Source organism: Pseudidiomarina sp. WS423 (assembly GCF_050750165.1).
GTDB lineage: Bacteria > Pseudomonadota > Gammaproteobacteria > Enterobacterales > Alteromonadaceae > Pseudidiomarina > Pseudidiomarina fusca.
On sequence record NZ_JBOJLN010000013.1, the window covers coordinates 39,639 to 58,791 of the forward strand.

The window sequence follows — 19,153 nt, forward strand, 5'->3', positions numbered from 1 at the left end:
ATTAAGGGAGTATGGCATGAACATATATTTGGTAGGTGGTGCCGTGCGCGATAGGTTACTCGGTAAGCCCGTGCATGAACGTGATTATGTGGTAGTTGGTGCTACTCCTCAACAAATGCTGGCTTTAGGCTATCGCCAAGTAGGCAAAGACTTTCCAGTATTTTTGCATCCGCAAACGCAGGCCGAATATGCCCTTGCAAGAACCGAACGCAAAACTGGCCAAGGCTACACAGGCTTCGCTATCGCAGCTGATCCGTCGGTGACTTTGGAGCAAGATCTTATGCGCCGCGATCTGACCATTAATGCCATAGCGCAAAGTGACTCCGGGAAGTTGATTGATCCCTATCATGGTCGTGCAGATTTACAGCAACGGGTACTGCGTCATGTCTCTCCAGCCTTTGTCGAAGATCCGTTACGGGTATTACGGGTGGCGCGCTTTGCCGCTCGCTTTGCTGCTGATGGCTTTACCGTTGCTCCTGAAACTATGGCGTTAATGCGAACCATAGCCGACCAAGGTGAACTTGCAACTTTAAGTGCTGAGCGAGTTTGGCGCGAAACTGAAAAAGCACTCAGCAGTGCAACCCCCGCGGTATTCTGGCAGGTCTTAAGCGATGCCCACGCCTTAACTCCTTGGTTCAGCGAGTTGCAACCAGCTTCAATTATCAAGTTAACTCGTCATTATTTGAGTCAGTTGGATACCCCAGATCCTCTCATCGCCTTTTGCCTAAGCCTGTATCCGCTGAACCCTGAACGAGCGCAGCAGTTGTGTGAACGCTTGAAGGTTCCCAATAGCTATCGTCAACTGGCGCTCAAGTTGTGTCGCGCGCAACTCAGTGCTAGCTCGACTTGGAATGCCGACGCGGCTTTCGCTTACATGGGACAGTTTGATTTATGGCGGCAACCCGAACAGCTTACTAACCTGCTCAAGGTGTGGCAGTGTGTCGGAATTAAGGAACCCGTCTTGGCAGCTTTTCAGCGCAGTTTCGAGGCTGCTCAAAAGTTATCCGCAGCTGCTGTGATTGAGGCGGCCAAAGCTGAGGGCCAAGCTTTACAAGGCCCTCAAATTGGAGCAGCGCTACAATCAGCTCGCCACGCGAAGGTGATCAACGAATGGCAGCTAGCCAGCGGATAACGTTATCTACAGTTAAATAAAAAATAGCAGCAAAATAATACCCAAAGCTAGGCGGTAGAGCACAAAGGGCAGCATCCCCATACGGCTAATGATCTGTAAAAAGAAATGGATACAGAAATAAGCCGCGACAAACGATACCCCGACCCCGGTCAATACGGCTAACCAATCAACCGCTGCGGGTTGTTGCACTAATTTCAAGCCTTGGTAGCCGCCCGCCATAATAATGACAGGAATGGATAACAAAAACGAAAAACGCGCAGCATCGGTTTTGGTTAGGCCAATCAGCATACCTGCGGTCATGGTTATGCCTGAGCGTGAGGTACCCGGAATAAGTGCTAATGCTTGAGCCAAACCAACTAAAACAGCTTGTTTCAAGGTCAATCCGGCTAACCCTTGGCGCTCGCTAGCTTTCACATCGGCGTACCATAACAGTAAACCAAACAGGATAGTGGTGGTGGCAATCACGAGCGCTGAACGGGCAAAGTTCTCAATTAAATCGCCCCCCAGTAAGCCAGCCAACCCAGCTGGAATAGTGGCCCAAATCATTAACCACGCCAATCTGCTGTGTTCGTTGTGTTGACCACGCATGCTATTTACCCAGCCCACCAGGAGCTGACCTACTTCTTGACGAAAATACAAGATGACCGCCAGCAAGGTTCCCACATGCACGGCAACGTCAAAGGCTAAACCTTGATCTTGCCAACCGAAAACTTGCGAAGGCAAAATCAGGTGCGCTGAACTAGAAATCGGAAGAAATTCAGTTAGCCCCTGAACCAGGGCCAGAATAATAGCTTCAATAATATCCACTGGGATTAGTTCCTTGCTAATAGCTTAATTATTGGTGATCAGGGTTGATGGCGTCACCTGATACAAATGAGGCAGTTGCTCAAAGTCAAATGATATAGGTTGTAACTGTTGAGAGCTACTGTATTGTTGCCAATGTTGAGTAAAAGTTAAACCAGTACATGGATGTGGCAAGGAGCCTACCAATTCAGCTAAAGGCCAGAGTACAAAAGCATTATGTAAAATCTCATCGCGTGGCAGTTGCACTGGCTCTCGACTTATCAGGTCATCAAACAACAGCATATCAATATCTAAGGTTCGTGGACTGTATTTAGGTGCTGCCGCGCTGTGGCCAAACTGCTGTTCAATCTCTTTGCAGATTTGATTTACCTCAGCTACTGATAACTGGGTCTGAACTTCTGCAACTAAGTTAAAAAAAGGCTGCCCCACAAAACCCACTGCAGCACTTTCAAATACTCGTGAGATTCGCATCGGCGTCGTTGCTGATGCAAAATGTTGATACAGCGCCAGCACCCCAGCCTGAATATGCTGATGCCGTTGCTTGTTACTACCTATACCTAATAAAACTCTACTCACGAAGCCTTCCGAGTGATCTCTACGGCAGTTTGGCGAGCAGCTTTAACCGCTTGAGGCTTGCCTACTTTTACTGTCACTTGCGGCACCTTGAAATGCGTTAAAATAAGCTCAGCCACCTCTTCTGCAACGGTTTCAATCAGAGCTCTGGGGCGCTGCTGAATGAGCGCAGTAACAGCTTTACTCAAGCTGTCGTAATCAAGTGCATCGGCCAAATCTTCAGAGCGTGCGGCCTTGGCATTATCCCATGCCATAGTTAAATCTAAGACCAACGGCTGGGTGCTTTCATGCTCCCAATCGTACACTCCTATGTAGGCATCAACCACCAACCCTTCTACGAATACTTTATCCATGATTTGTCATACCAGTAACTGATAGAAATTTAAGCGTAAAGCGCTTATGCTATGGGCTTTGCATAGTAACGGAAAGCGGACCGGAAAAAAATCACCATGGGTGCATTAATTGTACTGGCGATATTATCAGCTTACTTATTCGGCTCTATCAGTAGTGCCGTCTTGGTATGTCGCGTGTTCGGCTTACCAGACCCTCGCACTGCCGGCTCGCATAATCCCGGTGCCACTAATGTTTATCGAATCGGGGGCAAATTACCCGCAGTATTAACACTGTGGTTTGATGTGCTCAAAGGCATGATTCCGGTTTGGGGTTCTTATTTTCTCGGCATTGAGCCCTTTTTTCTGGGGCTTATTGCAGTAGCCGCTTGTTTGGGCCATATCTTTCCGTTGTACTTTCACTTTCGCGGCGGTAAAGCCGTCGCTACCGCTCTTGGTGCGATGTTTCCAGTTGCTTGGGAAATGGCTCTCTTGCTGATTGCCACCTGGATTTTGGTGTTTCGAATTAGCCGGGTATCATCTGTGGCGGCACTCGTCACCGTGAGCCTAGCGCCGTTCTTTGCTTATTTTATCAAGCCACAATACACAGTACCGGTCATTATGATTTCGCTGTTGATACTATGGCGGCATCAATCCAATATTATGCGTATTAGAAGTGGCGAAGAGCGTCGCATTAGGCGGCCACAACAGCCACCTGATGACAACGCTGAGGTCAACAACGACCGATCTTAATTAGCGAGTGATGGCCGTAAGTTGCTCTAATGGCCAGCGTGGAAAGGTCTTGATGGCAATATCTGCGTGCTCACCAGCCATCAGGCGCTGTGCCCCGGCAAAAGCTATCATGGCACCATTGTCAGTACAGAATTCACCGCGCGGAAAATAGACTTTGCCACCAATGCGCTGCGCAAATTGCTGCAGTTGCTCACGTAAATGTTGGTTTGCGCTAACCCCGCCAGCAACCACTAAACGCTTAAGCTGGGTTTGTTCTAACGCCCGCCGACATTTGATCAATAGAGTGTCAACCACTGCATCTTGAAAGGCTCGAGCAATATCTGCTAAGGCTTGCTCGGAGCCATCGGACGCCGCGATAGTATTGGCAGCGAAGGTTTTCAAACCACTGAATGAAAAATCTAACCCAGGTCGATCTGTCATCGGCCGCGGAAATTGATACTGCTGTGGTCGGCCTTGGGTTGCCAGTTTTGCTAATCGTGGCCCGCCGGGATAGTCCAAGCCCATCAATTTAGCTGTTTTGTCAAAAGCTTCACCCGCCGCATCATCAATGGATTCACCTAATAGCTGGTAGTCACCAATACCATTAACCCGAACTAATTGGGTGTGTCCGCCCGATACTAATAAAGCAACAAATGGAAACTCGGGTACATCATCTTCTAACATTGGCGCCAGTAAATGGCCTTCCATGTGATGTACCGCTACCGCTGGTACCTGCCAACCATAGGCCAAACTGCGACCAATACAAGAACCTACTAATAATGCACCCACGAGTCCAGGTCCGGCGGTATAAGCAACCCCATCGATATCAGCTGCGGTTAAATTTGCTTGTGCCAATGCGGCTTGAACAAGTGGTAGGGTTTTTCTTACATGGTCACGCGAAGCTAGTTCTGGTACCACGCCACCGTAATCAGCATGCAACTTTACTTGCGAGTAGAGTTGATGAGCCAGCAGACCTTGTTCAGTGTCGTATATGGCGATTCCGGTTTCGTCACATGAGGTTTCAATACCTAGCACGCGCATCTAATCTTATCCTTTTTAACTACAAACCAAAGGCGCCTAGTTTAGCCTAAAGCCTAACTGATGTCAGTCTAGATCAACGGTAACACCCTTCAATGAACTGTCATCATCACCGTGATTTTCACCACTGAGTTTGATCCGCAAGCGTAAGTCATTTGGTGCATCTGCATGACGCATCGCATTATCGTATGTAATACGGCCCGCCTTGTAGAGATCATAAAGAGCTTGGTCAAAAGTTTGCATGCCTAATTCACGCGAACGCGCCATGATTTCCTTTAACTCGCCCATGTCACCGGTGGCTATCTTCTCCGCAATGATCGGACTATTGAGTAGAATTTCAATGGCTGCAGTACGCCCCCCATCGGTAGTGGGAACTAACTGTTGCGCCACAATACCACGTAGGTTCAGCGATAAATCAAACATGAGCTTGTGAATCTTCTCTTTCGGCACCAGTTGCATGATCCGCTCAATCGCTTGGTTGGCATTGTTAGCGTGCAACGTAGCCACACACAAATGACCTGTTTCAGCAAAGGTTAAAGCGTATTCCATAGTCTCTTGAGAACGTATCTCCCCGACTAGAATCACATCGGGAGCTTGCCGTAACGAGCTTTTTAATGCTGCCTCAAAGGATTCTGTATCCTGCCCCACCTCACGCTGTGTGACCATGCATTGAGCGTGGTCATGCACAAATTCGACGGGGTCTTCAATGGTCAGAATATGCCCCTTTGAATGCTGGTTGCGGTAGCCAATCAAAGCCGCCAAACTGGTTGACTTACCGGTACCTGTGCCCCCTACCACTAGCAACAAACCGCGCTTACTCATAATGAGTTGGGTTAGAATACTAGGAAGTTTAAGCTGCTCTACTGTAGGTATCTCGGTAACAATACGGCGTACTACCATGCCGGCTTTTTGGCGTTGCCAGAATGCACTCACCCGAAACCGGCCAATGCCTTCGCGGAAAATCGCGAAATTGGCTTCTTTATGGGTAATAAATTGCTCTAAATGATCCTCCCCAAGAGCTTCTTTGACGATGGCTAAGGCCGCATTATCACTCAACTTCTGTTCTGCTAACGACTGCAGCTCACCATTAATTTTGGCACTAGGAGCTAACCCCGCCGAAATAAACAAATCTGAACTTTGTCGTTCCACCATGAGTTTTAAGAGCTTATCCAACACCGACATTAGAAGGCATCCTTGTGATTCGCTTTAGCTTTAGCGTCAGCACGGGTTACAGTGCCTTGGTTGAGTAAGTTTTGCAGCGACTGGTCAAGCGTTTGCATGCCATGGGCAGCCCCCGTTTGAATGGACGAATACATCTGTGCAATTTTATCTTCGCGAATTAAGTTCTTGATGGCAGATGTCGCAATCATGATCTCATGAGCGGCAACTCGCCCCCCCCCCACCTTTTTCAGCAAGGTTTGCGAAATCACGGCGCGCAGTGATTCAGATAACATGGAGCGAATCATAGGTTTCTCATCGCCCGGAAACACATCGACAATCCGGTCAATGGTTTTTGGGGCCGAGGTTGTGTGCAAGGTACCAAACACTAAGTGTCCAGTTTCAGCTGCTGTCATGGCTAACCGAATGGTTTCTAAATCACGCATCTCACCCACTAAAATCACATCAGGGTCTTCACGCAGGGCCGAGCGTAATGCGTTGTTAAAACTGTGGGTGTCGCGATGCACTTCACGTTGGTTAACCAAGCTACGTTTGTTCTTATGAACAAACTCGATGGGATCTTCGATGGTCAAAATGTGATGAAATTTATTTTCATTAATGTAATCCACCATAGCCGCCAAGGTCGTAGACTTACCCGAACCGGTGGGCCCAGTCACTAACACGAGTCCACGAGGGTTATCGGAGATCGTTTTAAAGATCTCTGGAGCACCCAGTTGTTCCAGTGTGAGAACCTCGCTAGGAATAGTACGAAAGACGGCGCCAGCACCACGGTTTTGTACAAATGCGTTAACCCGAAAGCGCGCCAGATTCGGTACCTCAAACGAGAAATCACATTCTAGATTCTGTTCGTACTCTTTACGCTGGCGGTCGTTCATAATGTCATACACCAGCTCTTGCACTTGCTTGTGCGATAAGGCCGGGATATTTATTTTACGAACGTCACCATCTACCCGTATCATAGGAGGTGACTCTGCTGACAAATGTAAGTCTGACGATTTATGTTTAACAGCAAAGCTGAGTAACTCAGTGATATCCATTGAACGGCCTCTTTATAGTGAGTGTTAGCAAGTGATAAATAACATAGCTGAACGGATAAAAGAAGTCCGCAACCAAATAAAGCAAGCAACTCAAGCTGCCCAGCGCCAGCCGCATAGCGTACAACTGCTGGCCGTTAGCAAAACTAAGCCAGCCGCTGATGTTGCTGCTGCCCATGCCGCCGGCCAAGTAGACTTTGGTGAAAACTATGTGCAAGAAGGCGTACAGAAGATTACGCAGTTGCAGCATTTACCGCTTACGTGGCATTTTATCGGCCCCATTCAATCGAATAAAACCAAAGACATTGCTGAACATTTTGCTTGGGTACATAGCCTTGATCGCGAAAAAATAGCACGCCGTTTAAGCCAACAGCGTCCAGCGCATCTCCCACCGTTACAAGTGTTGATTCAGATAAATATTGACGACGAATCCAGTAAAGCGGGTATCGCACCGGCGCAACTAGAACAAATGGCTCAGCTGATTGCTAGTTTGCCGCAGTTGCAGCTGCGCGGTTTGATGACGATTCCCCAAGCCGATGCTAGTACTGACCAACAAGCCCATAGCTTTGCCGCCATGCAGCGGTTGTTTTTACAGTTACAGACCCAATATGATCAGATAGATACACTATCCATGGGGATGAGTAATGATCTTGCGGCTGCTATCGCTCATGGCTCAACCATGGTGCGTGTTGGCACCGCTATTTTTGGTGCCAGAACCAACTCAATCAAATAATCAAGGAGACACAGATGACAACCACGCCACGCAAAATCGCCTTTATTGGGGCCGGCAATATGACCCAAAGCATCGTTGGCGGGATGGTCCGAAGTGGGTATTCCAACGAGCTTATTTACGTTAGCAACCCAAGCGCTGGTAAGCTGCAGCTGTTACAAGACAAACTCAAGGTTCATACCAGTCAAGATAACATCCAGGTTGCTACGCAAGCCGATGTTATTGTGCTTGCGGTAAAACCGCAGTTGATGGCGCAAGTCTGCCAACAGCTGCGTGAGCAAGTACCTAACCTTAGCGACAAACTGATTGTTACTATCGCCGCCGGTATTCGTATTGAAAAATATCGACAGTATTTAGGTGACTCGATTCGTATGATTCGCGTCATGCCTAATACACCTTCACTCGTAGGGCAAGGCATGTCGGGCTTGGTCGCTGACGACCGCGTTGATCAAACCGACCAAGACTTTATCACTGCAGCCTTTAATGGCGTAGGCGCAACTTTATGGGTTGCCGATGAAGATCAACTAGACATTCTAGGTGCTGTAGCTGGCAGTGGTCCTGCATATTTCTTTGAATTTATGGCAAGCTTACAAAAAGCAGCAGCGGCATTAGGTTTTGATGCTGACAAAGCACGAGCGATGGTGCAACAAACGGCACTAGGAGCAGCTGAAATGGCCATTGCTAGCGAGCTTTCGTTGGAAGATTTACGCAAGCAAGTGACCAGTAAGGGCGGCTCTACAGCAAAAGGTATCGAGGTTTATCAAGCCGCTGAGATTGACAAGATTTCAGCGCAAGCAGTCAAAGCAGCAGTGCAACGTAACCAAGAAATGGCTAAACTGTTTTAATCGGACCCTAAAGCCGCAGCTCGATGACGTTGCGGCTCACCAATACAAGGTAAACTGAGAGTATGAATGCCGTAACCTTTTTAGTTGATTTTGTTTTCGACTTATTTTTGATGGTGGTGATTCTTCGCGTATGGATGCAAGCGGTAAGAGCCGATTTTTACAATCCGCTGAGCCAGTTTGTGGTCAAAGTGAGTAATCCGCTGGTATTACCCTTGCGCTCAGTATTACCGACTTTAGGTCGGTGGGACTTAGCCGCTGTGGTCTTGGCGTTACTGGTGGCCGTAGCTAAGATTTATCTAGTACAAATACTGATTAATGCGCCTTTACCTATGGTGGTCACAGCATTAATCAACAGTTTGTTCTTAGTGGTGTTTCAATTTCTGTCGATCTTACTCTGGGTCACGCTGATCCGTGCCTTAATGAGCTGGTTTAGCCAAGGTTATCATCCAATGACAGCCATGCTCGCGCAGTTAACTGAGCCTTTTTTAGCGCCGATTCGACGTATCATCCCACCTATTGGCGGGCTTGATTTATCGGTTTTAGTGCTCATCGTAGGTATTCAATTTGTTCGCATTTTGCTGGGTAACATGCTGATTTAAGCTTATTACTAGCTGTACAAAAATCATCGAGAGGTTTGCATTATGAATTACCATCGTTCCAGCCGTGGTTTGAGCTCTTGTACCTGGGTGCGTTTGCTGAGCATTGCGGTGTTGGGGCTACTGGCCCTGTTAAGCGCAACAGCCCAAGCTGAGCAAAGTAAACGACTGGGACCGTGGGAAGTCCACTATAATGCCTTTAACTCCACCTTACTGCGTCCCGAAATGGCTAAAGAGTATAATTTACAACGCAGTAAGTACTTAGGTACCGTGAACATTGCAGTTTTAGCTGCTGATATCGCAGGTAAGCCGGCTCAACAAGTTGCTATTAGTGGTTATGTGATGAACCCGTTGAGCATGCAGCAAACTCTTGAATTTCAAGAGGTCATAGAGGGTGATGCTGTCTATTATCTAACTCAAGTTGAGTTCACACATCTAGAAACACTGCGCTTTTATATTACTATTAAGCAGGGTAACCAACAGCAAGAGCTACGTTTTAGCAAAGAGTTTTGGGCTAATTAACTCAAGTTAGCCAAGTAGCTTCACCCCTACTTGGCTGATCTCACCATGTTCATTTAACTCGCGCACCGTTAATTGCACTTGGCCAATCTTCAGGTCGTCACCTACCACCACACGACGGTGGAATTTCCGGTCAAAATAATCATTTAATGTGAGCGCAGCCAAATCGTCAGAGAGCTCTCCCAACGGATAAAAGCTAGCTACCTCAGCCAAACTAAGACTGCCACGTAAACTAAAGTCACCAAAGAATTCACTGGTTTGAATTTCTTTCGGTTTACCGCCGGCAGCTAACACTTTACTAATTTCATCAATGTGCTGAACTTTTGCCATCACTATCACCGTATCGCCTTCTTCAAAGCGAGGCTGGTCAACACTCTGAATCCACTCCCCTTGCCGAACCAAACCGACGAATTCTGCCGGAGCATGAATGGTTAAATCAGACCAGTAATGATCACATGCAGGTGAACGTTCACTTACACTGTAAGCTAGCACTTCTAGAGGGTCCTTACTACCTATGCGGTCTAACGGCATGCGCTGGTCAGGCTCAGCAACAGCCGGTACCTCTAACCCCAACCAACGCGCCAAAGGCGCCAACGACCAACCCTGCACTATCAATGACACCATCACCACCATAAACGCGATATCGAAGAACAGTTCTTGGTCTGGCACTCCAGACAACCATGGATACAATGCCAAGATGATAGGTACGGCACCGCGCAATCCAACCCAACTCATGAACACTTGCTCACGCCAAGGGAAGACGAAGGGTAGTAAACTAATAACCACTGCAATGGGGCGCGCAATAAATATCATTAACGCTGCTACAGATAGGGATAGTGGCCAATATTCGATTAGATGCGAAGGCGTCACTAACATGCCTAAAATTAAGAACATCATAATCTGGCTCAGCCAAGCTAAACCGTCTTGCACTTGCAAAATATGAACCAACTGCGGCAACCGTGAATTACCAATTTGGTAACCCATGAGGTAAACCGCCAAGTAACCACTGCCTTGTAAACCACTGGTAATCGCAAACACTACCACCGCTGAGGCTGCGGCAAATAATGGGAAAAACGTGAACTGAACGGAGATTTTACGCGACATCCAAATAAAGGTGCGTCCACCTAACCACCCTGCAGCAAAGCCAATCACTAATTGTTTGACCACATCAAAGCTCATCGCTAGCCAAGAGAACTCGGCTGCAGTTGCAATCATAGTGGTGAGGGTCATGGTTAAAATAATCGCCATCGGGTCGTTGGTACCCGACTCTATCTCTAGCGTGGAAGCTACCCGTTGCTTAATTCGTAGGTTTTGCGATTGGAAGATGCCAAATACGGCAGCAGCATCTGTTGAACTTAGAATGGCGCCTATTAATAAGGCTGTTGGCCATGGTAAATCAAATAACCACACCACCCCAGCCGCAGTAATAGCACAGGTTAGGGCAACACCAACGGTGGCTAAGCTGATAGCCGGCCATAAGGCTACTCGAAAGCGTTCCTTGTGGGTACGCATACCACCATCAAAAAGAATAATAACCAATGCCAATGAGCCAATAAAGAATGCTAGAGCCGGATTATCAAACTCGATACCTAACACGCCCTCTTCGCCAGCAAGCATGCCAACCACGAGAAAGGTTAATAATAATGGAGCGCCCAACCGATTAGATACCACTGCGGCTAAAATACTGACCAGCAATAGGGACCCCATTAATAACATCAATCCGGTGATTTCAATCAATTAGCATTCCTCTTTATGGCTGACTCGTATGGCTCTATAATACCAAGCAAATTAACATATGGGTAAAGTATGATGCGAGAAATTGTTTTAGCTACGGGTAACCCTGGCAAAGTTAAAGAACTGCAAGAGTTATTAGCGCCGTTAGCATGGCAGGTTCGTCCGCAATCAGAATGGCAACTTAGTGATGCCGAAGAAACTGGGCTAACCTTTGTCGAAAACGCCATCATAAAAGCACGTCACGCAGCTTTACATACGGGATTACCTGCTCTCGCTGATGACTCTGGCCTAGCTGTTGATGCCCTACACGGAGCTCCTGGTATTTATTCTGCCAGATACGCAGCTGACCTCCATGGTGGCAAAGCATCCGACCAACAGAATATCGAGAAATTATTACAGCAATTAGCTGAGGTTCCTCCGGCCCAGCGCACGGCGAGCTTTCACTGTGTCTTAGTCTATCTAACGCATGCTGAGGACCCCACTCCTATCATTTGCCATGGCATTTGGCATGGTCATATTTTATCCGCAGCAACAGGTAGCGAAGGCTTCGGCTATGACCCGATCTTTGGGATTGATGAATTAAAGTGCTCAGCAGCACAATTAAGTAAAACCGAAAAGCAGGCCCGTAGTCATCGCGGCCAAGCGTTACGTCAGTTGCTACAGCAATTAAGTTTGGCAAGCCAATGAGCCTGATGCAACTGCCACCACTGAGTTTGTATGTGCATGTGCCTTGGTGTATACAAAAATGCCCTTACTGCGACTTTAACTCCCATGGTTTAAAGCAAAAGATCCCTGAACAGGCCTACATTGCACGTTTATTAGATGATTTGCGAGCAGACTTAGACTGGGTTCAACAGCGGTCACTGCAAAGCATTTTTATTGGTGGCGGAACACCAAGCTTGCTCTCGGCTGCAGCTATTAAGCAATTACTGGACGGCATTGCTAAGCTTATCCCGCTAGCACCTGATTGTGAAGTCACTCTAGAGGCCAACCCTGGCACCTTTGAGACAGAGCGATTCGCCGGTTTTGCGGATGCTGGGGTAAACCGCCTATCTATCGGTGTTCAAAGTTTGCAAGCTGAACAATTAACCGCCCTAGGAAGGGTTCATAATCCACAGCAAGCTATAGTAGCTGCTAAGCATGCTGCTAGTTTGCCGCTACGCAGTTTTAATCTAGATTTAATGCATGGACTACCCGGCCAATCAACCGCCGCAGCCATGGCCGACTTAGACCAAGTTATTGCACTGCAACCACCGCACATCTCATGGTACCAATTAACCATAGAACCAAATACGGTCTTTGCCAGCAGGCCGCCCCAGTTACCTGATGACGATACTCTCTGGGAAATTCAGGAGTTAGGGCATCAACGTTTATTAGCAGCTGGCTATCTGCAGTACGAAGTGAGTGCCTATGCGAAACCGGGTCATCAAAGCCGACATAATCGTAACTACTGGACCTTTGGTGACTACTTGGGTATTGGCTGCGGTGCGCATAGTAAGATTTCACTACCAGAGCAAAATCAGCTGCTTCGATGCGAAAAAATCAAACATCCGCAGGGCTATTTGGATTTAACCAAGCCGCTACGCTATAAAGAATGGCAGGTATCGGACGAAGACCGTCCGTTTGAATTTTTCATGAATTATCTGCGTTTATTCGAAGCAGTCCCTAAACAATTATTCTGCGAGCGCACAGGATTAGCTTTGACTGCAGCTGAAGCCGTGCTTGCGCCGGCATTAGCTAAGCCGGCAGAGCAAGCACTGTTAACTGACCTAGGTGATAGCTGGGAAGCTACAGCGCTTGGTCGGCGTTACTTAAATTCCTTACTAGATCAGTTAGTTTAACCTATCCGGCTAAACTTCAAATCCCAAACGCCATGACCTAGTCGCTCGCCTCGTTGCTCAAACTTGGTAAGGGGGCGTTCGCTAGGACGCGGAATGTATCCTTGGTCTTCCGCTAGGTTACGCCAATTAGCAGCGCCAGACATGACTTCTAGCATATGCTCGGCGTAGTTTTCCCAATCCGTGGCTAAGTGCAAAACACCACCCAGCGCTAATTTAGGTCGTAAGGCTTCAACAAAAGCAGGCTGAATAAGACGCCGTTTATGATGACGCTTTTTATGCCAAGGGTCGGGAAAAAAAACTTGAACCGTGTCTAATGCACCATCGGCAATACAATCTCGTAGAACTTCAACCGCATCGTGTTCGTAAACACGTAAATTAGTGAGGCCTGCAGTTTCGGCTTCCATCAAGCAAGCGCCCACGCCAGGACGATGCACTTCGATTCCGATAAAGTTCTTTTCTGGTGCAGCTGCAGCCATAGCCACTAATGATTTACCCATACCAAAGCCGATTTCTAAGACTGTAGGTGCTTCGCGGCCAAACACTTGGGTTAAATCTAAGAGACCCTGCTGATGAGTTAGCCCCATGGTTGGCCAGCTTCGCTCTAACGCAGCAGCTTGCCCTCTGGTTAAGCGCCCTTCGCGCTTAACAAAGCTACGCACAGTGCGAATGTATTTACCATCTGCTTGGGCTTGTTCCAAATTACTATCGCTCATGCTGCCTCTTTATCAAATATCTGTTACTACGAACACGTAAAAACCAAAGGTACTCATTAAGCTGCTTTTTTGCAGCGCTCAATTATGCAAAAAGGCGCCTCAAACGCAAGGTTTGAGACGCCTTTTTTAAGATCACTCTAACTTATTCAGTTACAGGAACTTTCTTAGTCACTTTCATGTGCGCTTCGATACGACGGTTTTTGATGCGATTCTCGCGAGTGTCGTTCGGGTAGCGTGGCTTGCTTTCGCCGTAACCGACAGTGGTTACACGTTCAGCAGCAATACCGTAATCGTTAATCAAGGCATCACCAACAGCTTTAGCGCGACGCTCTGATAACTGCTGGTTGAACGTAGCAGGACCAGAACTATCAGTATAGCCTTCAACGGTGATATCCAACTGTGGATACTGTTTCAAGAAATCAGCTGCTGCTTTAATATCAGCTTTCTGATCTGCTGCAATTGTTGCTGAGTTGATGGCGAAGTTCACGATCAAGTCACGCTTAACCACCTCGTTCTCATACTTCACGCAACCATCAGCATCAACCACATAACCCGCTTGGGTGTTAGGACACTTATCTAAGTTGTCATTCACACCATCGTTGTCAGAATCAGCAACAACAACTGGCGCAACCGGCGCTGCTTGAGCTGGTTCGCTAGCAGCAGTTGAAGACGTGCTGCTGTAACCTGAGTTACCGCCGAAGTACCAACGCAAGCTAGTTAAGAACATAAATTCGGTTAAATCGCCGTCGCTTTGCTGCAAGGCACCTTCAACGGTTAATGCTAGGTCGTCCGTAAGGTATTCACGATAACCGGCCGATAACCGTAAGAATTGGTTGCTAACGTTGCCAAGCTCGGTCGCGTTGATACCAGCGGCACCGTAGAATTTCTCGGTAAAGTTATAAACCACATCAATACCTAGCACGTTACCGCTAGAATCGAATGAATCTGTTGTTTCTAAGTCACCACGCAAATAATCGTAGTAAACTCGATAACCCCACTCAGGAGTGAACTGGAAACCAGCTTCTAAACCGCCGAAGACAGCGTCAAAACCACCACCGAAGGTGTGTAGTTGGTTGCGTTCTAGCGCAACGCGGTCTGAGTCAGTCCCAAACATACCAATGCGTGGACCAACATAAAAACGTCCTGTCTCATTACTCGCTTGAGCAAACACAGGTGCTGACAATAGTGCTGATGCAACAGCTACTGATAGTAATGTTAACCGTTTCATGAGATGCTCCTTGTATATTTCTCATAGGGTCAAACTAACCAATGACGCTAAGTATACACTAAATTAGAAAAAACTTCCTACACTGCCAGTCCTTTACGGTATATTTGCAGATGTTTTTTAGCGAATATACAGACACGATCAATGAATAAAGCTAGTAAAAGCCTTTCCACTACGGCATTACCCCCGTCAGAGTTCAATCAAACAGTGATTCGCTGGCAATCTGAACACGGCCGTAATGAACTCCCGTGGCAGCTTGAACAAGACCCCTACCATGTACTGGTCAGCGAGTTCATGCTACAGCAAACCCAAGTCGCAACCGTGATCCCTTATTTTACGCGATGGCTTCATCATTTCCCAACGCTCGCTACATTAGCTAGTGCCAGTGAGGATGAAGTCTTGACGCAATGGCAAGGCTTAGGTTTTTATCGCCGAGCTCGTAACTTACATAAGGCAGCACAGTATTTACAGGATACTTATCAAGGGCAAATACCGGCTCAGCCACAGCTGCTTCAAGAAGTACCTGGGATCGGCCCCTACACTGCCGGCGCCATTACTGCCTTTGCTTTTAACCAACCTGCGGCGCTGGTGGATGGCAACGTTAAGCGGGTATTCTGTCGCTATTTTGGAATCGAACAAGTACCTACCTCAACTGCAGCTGATAAACTCATCTGGCAATTAGCAGAAAGCTATTATCCCGAGCAGGACAACCGCAGTTATGCACAAGGCCTATTAGATCTTGGTGCAACAATTTGTACACCGCGTAAGCCAAACTGTATCAGCTGCCCTTTGCGAGCGAGCTGTTATGCTTATCAACAGCAACGCGTAGATGATTTGCCAACTAAACCGCCACGTAAAACCACGCCGACCAAACCCGGACATTTTATTTGGATAAGCAATGCCAAGGGTATCTTCCTGACTCAGCGTAGTGGTGACGTTATCTGGCCTCGCTTATGGAGTTTCCCAGAAGTAACTGAGCCGCCTCTGCAGGCTGCCCTGCACGGCCACTTTAAGCATACTTTTTCTCACTATAAATTAGCAGCCCAGGTTTGGCAGTTAGCTCATCCGAATCAACTGGCTGAGACCCTACCCACTGGACTGGAACTGATCAGCTGGCAGCAACTAAAGAATATTGCGCTACCTACACCAATCAAACGCTATCTAGACAAACATCAACAGAACCCTGGATAGGGTTTGCGTATTGGTAGCAGGGCACGTAAAATTTAGACCACTTAAAATCAAGCGAGGTAATGTATGAGCCGTACTGTTTACTGTGAATATTTAAAGCAAGAAGCTGAGGGCCTCGATTTTCAGCTATATCCGGGCGAGCTTGGTGAGAAGATTTTCAACAGCATTTCAAAGCAAGCGTGGGCTGAGTGGCAAAAAAAGCAAACCATGCTTATTAACGAAAAACGTCTTAATCTGATGGATCCAAAGGCCAGAGAGTTTCTCGAGACACAAATGCAAGCTTTCTTATTTGAAGGCAAAGAAGTTGATATTGAGGGCTACACTCCTCCTAGCAAATAACTCCTTCGACAAGCCCCTCCACTAGGGGCTTTTCTTTTCCTGCTTTTTACAATCTCTGGTGCCCACCTTAGCTTCTTATAGCTTACGCAGCCTTCTTGATTCCGGGCATATCGCTCCTTTATTAGCTAAACCTAGAGAAACCTCATCAAATCTGTTAGACTACATACGAATTTTTCAAAGAGGGAGTAACTATGAAGATGCCTTCCTGGCAACGCGCTGTACTAAAAGTAGGCAGTGCGTTGATAGCCCCAGACGATACAGGAACGAGCAGTAAATATTTGTTAGCTATTGCGCGCTTTATTATTGAGTGCCGTGAACGCGGCCAAGAAATTGTTTTAGTTTCTTCAGGTAGCGCAGCAGCTGGTCGTAAACACATTAGTTACGATGGCGACAGCATTCCCGTAACTATTAAAAAAGCGATGGCGGCCGTTGGTCAAAGTGACATGATGGCAAACTGGTCTCGCTTTTTTGACTTTCCTTGTGCACAAGTCTTAATGACTCATGGTGACCTACGCGACCGTGCCAGATACGTTAGTGTACGAAATACTTTAAAAACATTGTTAGAACACGATGTATTACCTGTAGTCAATGAGAACGATGCGCTTGCCACCGACGAAATGAAAGTGGGTGATAACGATAATCTAGCCGCCATGGTTGCAACTCTCGTTGATGCTGATGCCCTCTTTATCTGTTCAGACATTGACGGCTTATTTGATGCCGATCCGCGGGTAAAGCCAGACGCTAAAAAAATCGATGTCGTGAACGAGATCACTGAAGAGATCTTCGCTCTCGCAGGAGGCACGACCAATAAAATTGCCACCGGCGGCATGCGCACTAAAATTGAGGCGGCGGAAAAAGCAACCTCACATGGCATTGATACCTATATTGTGAATGGCCGTAAAGGCGCTACCTTTGAGCACATGCTTCGGGGTGACAATCCCGGCACGCTATTCAAGCGCCAGCAAGACCCTATGAGCAATAAAAAGCATTGGTTACGCCATACTCTGATTGCTCAAGGAGAATTGGTAGTTGATGAAGCAACGGCCAACGCTTTAACCAATGGTGCAGCCCTAACCACGATGGGCATTATCGATATTCAAGGTGATTTTAATCGCGGTGACGCGGTAGTTATCCGTAATGGCGGTAACGCTGAAGCTGTTGCTAAAGGCATTTGTCAGTACAGCTCGCACGAACTACTGCATTTAAAAGGGCAAGAGATTAGCGATATCGCTGAAACCTATGGTTACAGCCCAATCACTGAAGTTATCGAAGCGAACGATTTAATGATTTTGGAGGACGCATGAGTACCCCACTAGCAGAACAAATTTCACAACGTGCGGCAGTTGCTGCCCGAGCTATCGCTACTTTGAGCGAAGCCGATAAAAACACCGTATTACAACGCATGGCAGATGCTATTCGTGCCAATCAAACAACTATTTTAGAAGTAAATGAGCGAGACATGAGTGCGGGCCGCGATAAAGGTCTATCAGACGCTATGTTAGACCGATTAAAGCTTGATCCCGAACGTCTTGAAGGCATTGCATCTGCTATCGAAGAAATTATTGCATTGCCAGATCCGGTAGGTGAGCGCCTGCCCTTTACCACCCGGCCCAATGGTATGGTGGTAGAGAAAATGCGTATTCCGCTTGGGGTAATCTGCATGATTTATGAAGCACGCCCTAATGTGACCGCAGATGCCGGCGCTTTGTGCTTCAAGTCAGGCAATGCGGTGATCTTGCGTTGTGGTCGCGAAGCTATCGAAACCAGCAAAGCCATCGCTGCTGCCTTACATCAGGCCTTGCGTGAGAGCAACTTACCCGAAGATGTGATTACCGTGGTGCCAACCCCCGATCGCGATTTGCTGTTAGAACTGTTACAGCAGGATCAAAACATCGATTTAGTTATTCCACGTGGCGGCGAAGGGCTGATTCATTTTGTAAGTGACAACAGCAAAATTCCAGTCATTCAGCATTACAAAGGAGTTTGTCATCTTTACGTCGATAAAGATGCGGATCTAGACAAGGCCCTAGCACTATTACTTAACGGCAAAACACAACGCACCGGCGTGTGTAATGCTTTAGAAGGCTTACTCGTTCACCAAGCGGTAGCGGCTAAGTTCTTACCTATGGCAGCCGCAGCTTTAGCTGAAAAACAAGTGGTGATTCACAGCGATCAAGCCTCTGCAAATTATTTTGCTGATGCCGATGTGATTGCTGATGATGCCTTTGGACAAGAATATTTGGCACTAGAGCTAGCCGTGCGTACGGTGCCTGATTTTGCTGCCGCTATTGAGCACATACAGCAATTTGGCAGTGGCCACACTGAAGTGATTGTGACAGAGAACCAAGACACTGCTGAACAGTTTATCCGCACAGTCGATTCGGCCGTAACCATGCATAATACTTCATCTCGTTTCAGTGATGGTGGTCAGCTTGGCTTAGGCGCAGAAATTGGTATTTCAACCAGTAAATTGCACGCTTATGGTCCTATGGGCCTGCAATCGCTTACGACCGAGAAATTTGTCGTGACCGGCACCGGTCAAATTCGCGAATAAATGAGCACCAGCTTAGGCTGTGTGAACAAAAAACCGGCCCTTGGTGGC

At 47.4% G+C, this 19,153-nt stretch carries 21 protein-coding genes; 12 read left to right on the plus strand and 9 right to left on the minus strand.

Features of this window, described 5'->3' with window-relative positions; all coding sequences use genetic code 11:
* Window positions 1-16: 16 nt before the first annotated feature.
* Entirely contained in the window at window positions 17-1,132 is a 1,116-nt protein-coding gene (locus ACQ661_RS10155; RefSeq protein ID WP_313933073.1) for a CCA tRNA nucleotidyltransferase, read from the plus strand.
* 12 nt (window positions 1,133-1,144) lie between these two features.
* Here the strand turns inward: ACQ661_RS10155 and ACQ661_RS10160 are convergent, their stop codons facing one another.
* From ACQ661_RS10160 to folB, 3 genes are read right to left on the minus strand one after another with little or no spacing between them, the layout of a single operon-like run.
* Window positions 1,145-1,939, minus strand: a complete 795-nt coding sequence (locus ACQ661_RS10160; protein ID WP_313933074.1) for an undecaprenyl-diphosphate phosphatase — start codon at window positions 1,937-1,939, stop codon at window positions 1,145-1,147.
* Window positions 1,940-1,963: 24 nt separating this feature from the next.
* Window positions 1,964-2,512, minus strand: coding sequence for a 2-amino-4-hydroxy-6-hydroxymethyldihydropteridine diphosphokinase (gene folK / locus ACQ661_RS10165; RefSeq protein WP_162014593.1), 549 nt, complete (start codon window positions 2,510-2,512; stop codon window positions 1,964-1,966).
* Window positions 2,509-2,862 (minus strand): dihydroneopterin aldolase, encoded by a 354-nt coding sequence (gene folB / locus ACQ661_RS10170; RefSeq protein WP_110076391.1) that lies wholly within the window; start codon window positions 2,860-2,862, stop codon window positions 2,509-2,511. The genes folK and folB overlap by 4 nt, the downstream gene beginning before the upstream one ends.
* 96 nt (window positions 2,863-2,958) lie before the next feature.
* Here folB and plsY point away from each other — a divergent pair, with 96 nt between their 5' ends.
* On the plus strand, window positions 2,959-3,591 hold the full coding sequence (gene plsY / locus ACQ661_RS10175) for a glycerol-3-phosphate 1-O-acyltransferase PlsY (protein ID WP_110076392.1): 633 nt from the start codon (window positions 2,959-2,961) through the stop codon (window positions 3,589-3,591).
* Here the strand turns inward: plsY and tsaD are convergent, their stop codons facing one another.
* From tsaD to ACQ661_RS10190, 3 genes are all read right to left on the minus strand, one after another.
* Window positions 3,592-4,611 carry a tRNA (adenosine(37)-N6)-threonylcarbamoyltransferase complex transferase subunit TsaD gene (tsaD, locus tag ACQ661_RS10180; RefSeq protein ID WP_313933075.1) on the minus strand — a complete coding sequence of 340 codons (1,020 nt, stop codon included), beginning with the start codon at window positions 4,609-4,611 and terminating at the stop codon, window positions 3,592-3,594.
* A gap of 63 nt (window positions 4,612-4,674) precedes the next feature.
* Entirely contained in the window at window positions 4,675-5,790 is a 1,116-nt protein-coding gene (locus ACQ661_RS10185) for a PilT/PilU family type 4a pilus ATPase (protein WP_110076394.1), read from the minus strand.
* Window positions 5,790-6,824, minus strand: a complete 1,035-nt coding sequence (locus ACQ661_RS10190; protein ID WP_110076395.1) for a type IV pilus twitching motility protein PilT — start codon at window positions 6,822-6,824, stop codon at window positions 5,790-5,792. Before ACQ661_RS10190 ends, ACQ661_RS10185 begins: the two co-directional genes overlap by 1 nt.
* A gap of 34 nt (window positions 6,825-6,858) precedes the next feature.
* On the opposite strand from ACQ661_RS10190, the gene ACQ661_RS10195 reads away from it, so the two are divergent.
* The 4 genes from ACQ661_RS10195 (at window position 6,859) to ACQ661_RS10210 (ending at window position 9,514) form a co-directional block, all read left to right on the plus strand.
* Window positions 6,859-7,554: a YggS family pyridoxal phosphate-dependent enzyme gene (locus ACQ661_RS10195; RefSeq protein ID WP_313933093.1), complete on the plus strand. Its 696-nt coding sequence runs from the start codon at window positions 6,859-6,861 to the stop codon at window positions 7,552-7,554.
* Window positions 7,555-7,568: 14 nt separating this feature from the next.
* Window positions 7,569-8,396, plus strand: a complete 828-nt coding sequence (proC, locus tag ACQ661_RS10200) for a pyrroline-5-carboxylate reductase (RefSeq protein ID WP_153827205.1) — start codon at window positions 7,569-7,571, stop codon at window positions 8,394-8,396.
* Between the two features lie 62 nt (window positions 8,397-8,458).
* Window positions 8,459-8,995, plus strand: a complete 537-nt coding sequence (locus ACQ661_RS10205; protein ID WP_313933076.1) for a YggT family protein — start codon at window positions 8,459-8,461, stop codon at window positions 8,993-8,995.
* A 42-nt stretch (window positions 8,996-9,037) separates the two neighbouring features.
* Entirely contained in the window at window positions 9,038-9,514 is a 477-nt protein-coding gene (locus ACQ661_RS10210; protein WP_313933077.1) for a DUF4426 domain-containing protein, read from the plus strand.
* Window positions 9,515-9,520: 6 nt separating this feature from the next.
* Here the strand turns inward: ACQ661_RS10210 and ACQ661_RS10215 are convergent, their stop codons facing one another.
* Complete coding sequence (locus ACQ661_RS10215; RefSeq protein WP_267463283.1) at window positions 9,521-11,248, minus strand: potassium/proton antiporter; 1,728 nt, start codon at window positions 11,246-11,248, stop codon at window positions 9,521-9,523.
* A 69-nt stretch (window positions 11,249-11,317) separates the two neighbouring features.
* On the opposite strand from ACQ661_RS10215, the gene rdgB reads away from it, so the two are divergent.
* Window positions 11,318-11,932 carry an RdgB/HAM1 family non-canonical purine NTP pyrophosphatase gene (gene rdgB, locus ACQ661_RS10220; protein WP_313933078.1) on the plus strand — a complete coding sequence of 205 codons (615 nt, stop codon included), beginning with the start codon at window positions 11,318-11,320 and terminating at the stop codon, window positions 11,930-11,932.
* Window positions 11,933-11,937: 5 nt separating this feature from the next.
* Window positions 11,938-13,086: a radical SAM family heme chaperone HemW gene (gene hemW / locus ACQ661_RS10225; RefSeq protein WP_431668277.1), complete on the plus strand. Its 1,149-nt coding sequence runs from the start codon at window positions 11,938-11,940 to the stop codon at window positions 13,084-13,086.
* On the opposite strand, the gene trmB is transcribed toward hemW, so the two are convergent.
* Window positions 13,083-13,799 (minus strand): tRNA (guanosine(46)-N7)-methyltransferase TrmB, encoded by a 717-nt coding sequence (gene trmB / locus ACQ661_RS10230; protein WP_153827201.1) that lies wholly within the window; start codon window positions 13,797-13,799, stop codon window positions 13,083-13,085. The two genes, hemW and trmB, sit on opposite strands and share 4 nt — an antisense overlap.
* A gap of 142 nt (window positions 13,800-13,941) precedes the next feature.
* Window positions 13,942-15,027, minus strand: a complete 1,086-nt coding sequence (locus tag ACQ661_RS10235) for an OmpA family protein (RefSeq protein ID WP_431668278.1) — start codon at window positions 15,025-15,027, stop codon at window positions 13,942-13,944.
* Between the two features lie 141 nt (window positions 15,028-15,168).
* On the opposite strand from ACQ661_RS10235, the gene mutY reads away from it, so the two are divergent.
* From mutY to ACQ661_RS10255, 4 genes are all read left to right on the plus strand, one after another.
* Window positions 15,169-16,215, plus strand: a complete 1,047-nt coding sequence (gene mutY, locus ACQ661_RS10240) for an A/G-specific adenine glycosylase (protein WP_431668279.1) — start codon at window positions 15,169-15,171, stop codon at window positions 16,213-16,215.
* A gap of 63 nt (window positions 16,216-16,278) precedes the next feature.
* Window positions 16,279-16,551, plus strand: coding sequence for an oxidative damage protection protein (locus ACQ661_RS10245; protein ID WP_153827198.1), 273 nt, complete (start codon window positions 16,279-16,281; stop codon window positions 16,549-16,551).
* Window positions 16,552-16,742: 191 nt separating this feature from the next.
* Window positions 16,743-17,855 carry a glutamate 5-kinase gene (proB, locus tag ACQ661_RS10250; RefSeq protein ID WP_110076404.1) on the plus strand — a complete coding sequence of 371 codons (1,113 nt, stop codon included), beginning with the start codon at window positions 16,743-16,745 and terminating at the stop codon, window positions 17,853-17,855.
* Window positions 17,852-19,105: a glutamate-5-semialdehyde dehydrogenase gene (locus tag ACQ661_RS10255; RefSeq protein ID WP_431668280.1), complete on the plus strand. Its 1,254-nt coding sequence runs from the start codon at window positions 17,852-17,854 to the stop codon at window positions 19,103-19,105. Before proB ends, ACQ661_RS10255 begins: the two co-directional genes overlap by 4 nt.
* Window positions 19,106-19,153 lie beyond the last annotated feature (48 nt).

What these genes read in the sequence shown, in the direction of transcription:
- folB (WP_110076391.1), bottom strand. Translation starts at nt 2,862, where the DNA reads ATGGATAAAGTATTCGTAGAAGGGTTGGTGGTTGATGCCTACATAGGA.
- ACQ661_RS10235 (WP_431668278.1), bottom strand. Translation starts at nt 15,027, where the DNA reads ATGAAACGGTTAACATTACTATCAGTAGCTGTTGCATCAGCACTATTG.
- tsaD (WP_313933075.1), bottom strand. Translation starts at nt 4,611, where the DNA reads ATGCGCGTGCTAGGTATTGAAACCTCATGTGACGAAACCGGAATCGCC.
- hemW (WP_431668277.1), top strand. Translation starts at nt 11,938, where the DNA reads ATGCAACTGCCACCACTGAGTTTGTATGTGCATGTGCCTTGGTGTATA.
- ACQ661_RS10185 (WP_110076394.1), bottom strand. Translation starts at nt 5,790, where the DNA reads ATGTCGGTGTTGGATAAGCTCTTAAAACTCATGGTGGAACGACAAAGT.
- mutY (WP_431668279.1), top strand. Translation starts at nt 15,169, where the DNA reads ATGAATAAAGCTAGTAAAAGCCTTTCCACTACGGCATTACCCCCGTCA.
- trmB (WP_153827201.1), bottom strand. Translation starts at nt 13,799, where the DNA reads ATGAGCGATAGTAATTTGGAACAAGCCCAAGCAGATGGTAAATACATT.
- ACQ661_RS10190 (WP_110076395.1), bottom strand. Translation starts at nt 6,824, where the DNA reads ATGGATATCACTGAGTTACTCAGCTTTGCTGTTAAACATAAATCGTCA.
- ACQ661_RS10255 (WP_431668280.1), top strand. Translation starts at nt 17,852, where the DNA reads ATGAGTACCCCACTAGCAGAACAAATTTCACAACGTGCGGCAGTTGCT.
- ACQ661_RS10245 (WP_153827198.1), top strand. Translation starts at nt 16,279, where the DNA reads ATGAGCCGTACTGTTTACTGTGAATATTTAAAGCAAGAAGCTGAGGGC.
- proC (WP_153827205.1), top strand. Translation starts at nt 7,569, where the DNA reads ATGACAACCACGCCACGCAAAATCGCCTTTATTGGGGCCGGCAATATG.
- proB (WP_110076404.1), top strand. Translation starts at nt 16,743, where the DNA reads ATGAAGATGCCTTCCTGGCAACGCGCTGTACTAAAAGTAGGCAGTGCG.
- ACQ661_RS10205 (WP_313933076.1), top strand. Translation starts at nt 8,459, where the DNA reads ATGAATGCCGTAACCTTTTTAGTTGATTTTGTTTTCGACTTATTTTTG.
- ACQ661_RS10155 (WP_313933073.1), top strand. Translation starts at nt 17, where the DNA reads ATGAACATATATTTGGTAGGTGGTGCCGTGCGCGATAGGTTACTCGGT.
- ACQ661_RS10210 (WP_313933077.1), top strand. Translation starts at nt 9,038, where the DNA reads ATGAATTACCATCGTTCCAGCCGTGGTTTGAGCTCTTGTACCTGGGTG.
- rdgB (WP_313933078.1), top strand. Translation starts at nt 11,318, where the DNA reads ATGATGCGAGAAATTGTTTTAGCTACGGGTAACCCTGGCAAAGTTAAA.
- plsY (WP_110076392.1), top strand. Translation starts at nt 2,959, where the DNA reads ATGGGTGCATTAATTGTACTGGCGATATTATCAGCTTACTTATTCGGC.